Source organism: Bacillus sp. 05T31 (assembly GCF_056396725.1).
In genome coordinates, this window is the sequence record NZ_JBFTMA010001012.1 from 1 (window position 1) to 1,125 (window position 1,125).

Below are 1,125 nucleotides of genomic sequence, written 5' to 3' on the forward strand. Positions count from 1 at the left end.
GTTAGAAGGCCTCCTTCTAACACTATTTTTCTTCATGATTTGGAATACGCACAATAAATTCTGTACCATTTCCTTCTACACTCTCAACTTTTATTTTTCCTTGATGAAGGTCGAGTACTTTTTTTACAATTGCTAGACCTAATCCACTTCCTCCATAAGCACGGTTTCGTGAAGAATCCGCTTTATAAAAACGTTCAAAAATATGTTGTTTCTGTTCTTCGGATATACCAATTCCCGTATCATGAATACTTACTTCCAGGAATTCCTTATGTTCTTTTAAATGAATTGTAATCGTGCCACCATTTGGTGTGAATTTAATACTGTTATGAATTAAATTAATCCATACTTGGCTCATACTTTCTTTGTCTGCAGTAACACACACTTTATCCATATCAAGATCTAGCTCAAGTCCTTTTTCATCCCAAAGAGGCTCACTATTTAACACAATTTGTTTCAACTGTTGATCTAATCGATAAGTAGCTCTTTCTGGTGAATACTCCTCTGACTCTAAAAGTGTTAGCTTCAATAAATTTTGACTCAATTTAGATAATCGCGTTGTTTCAGTTTCAATAATAGTAAGATAATGTTTTCTTTTTTCAACTGGTAGATTATCATCTTGTAGCGCTCGAGCAAATCCCTTAATAGATGTTAATGGCGACTGTATTTCATGAGAAACATTCGATACAAATTCTTGTCTCATTTTCTCCATTGCATTAAGTTCATCCGTCATATCGTTAATACTTTTTACAAGCACACCAATTTCGCCATCATATTTTTCTTCATTCCGTATTTTTACAGAGAAGTCCCCTTTTGCAATTTTTTGTATCGGTTCAATGATCGTCCAAATCATCGCCTCTCGCTTCGGTCTCATTAAAATYCCGATTAATGTCCAAATAAGAACGATAAAAACAAAGCCGACCATATCACTAATTAGAAAASTAATAAAAGGCGATACGTTTATTTCAAAAGCTTTCATTASACTAGACGATACAAAAAAGGCTATTGACCAAATTATAGTAAGAAAAGCAAAGAGCGCTACTATCGCCCCTATTACTTTTAACATCTTCATCTTACTCATTCTTTCTCTTTTTCTCATTTACTTACCTCTAAGCGATACCCTAAGCC

General features: G+C 34.0%; 1 protein-coding gene. It reads right to left on the minus strand.

Translation table 11 applies throughout. The features are described from left to right. Positions 1 to 22 precede the first annotated feature (22 nt). On the minus strand, positions 23 to 1,096 hold the full coding sequence (hitS, locus tag AC1DJR_RS30810) for an envelope stress sensor histidine kinase HitS (protein ID WP_477004349.1): 1,074 nt from the start codon (positions 1,094 to 1,096) through the stop codon (positions 23 to 25). Between the last annotated feature and the right edge of the window lie 29 nt (positions 1,097 to 1,125).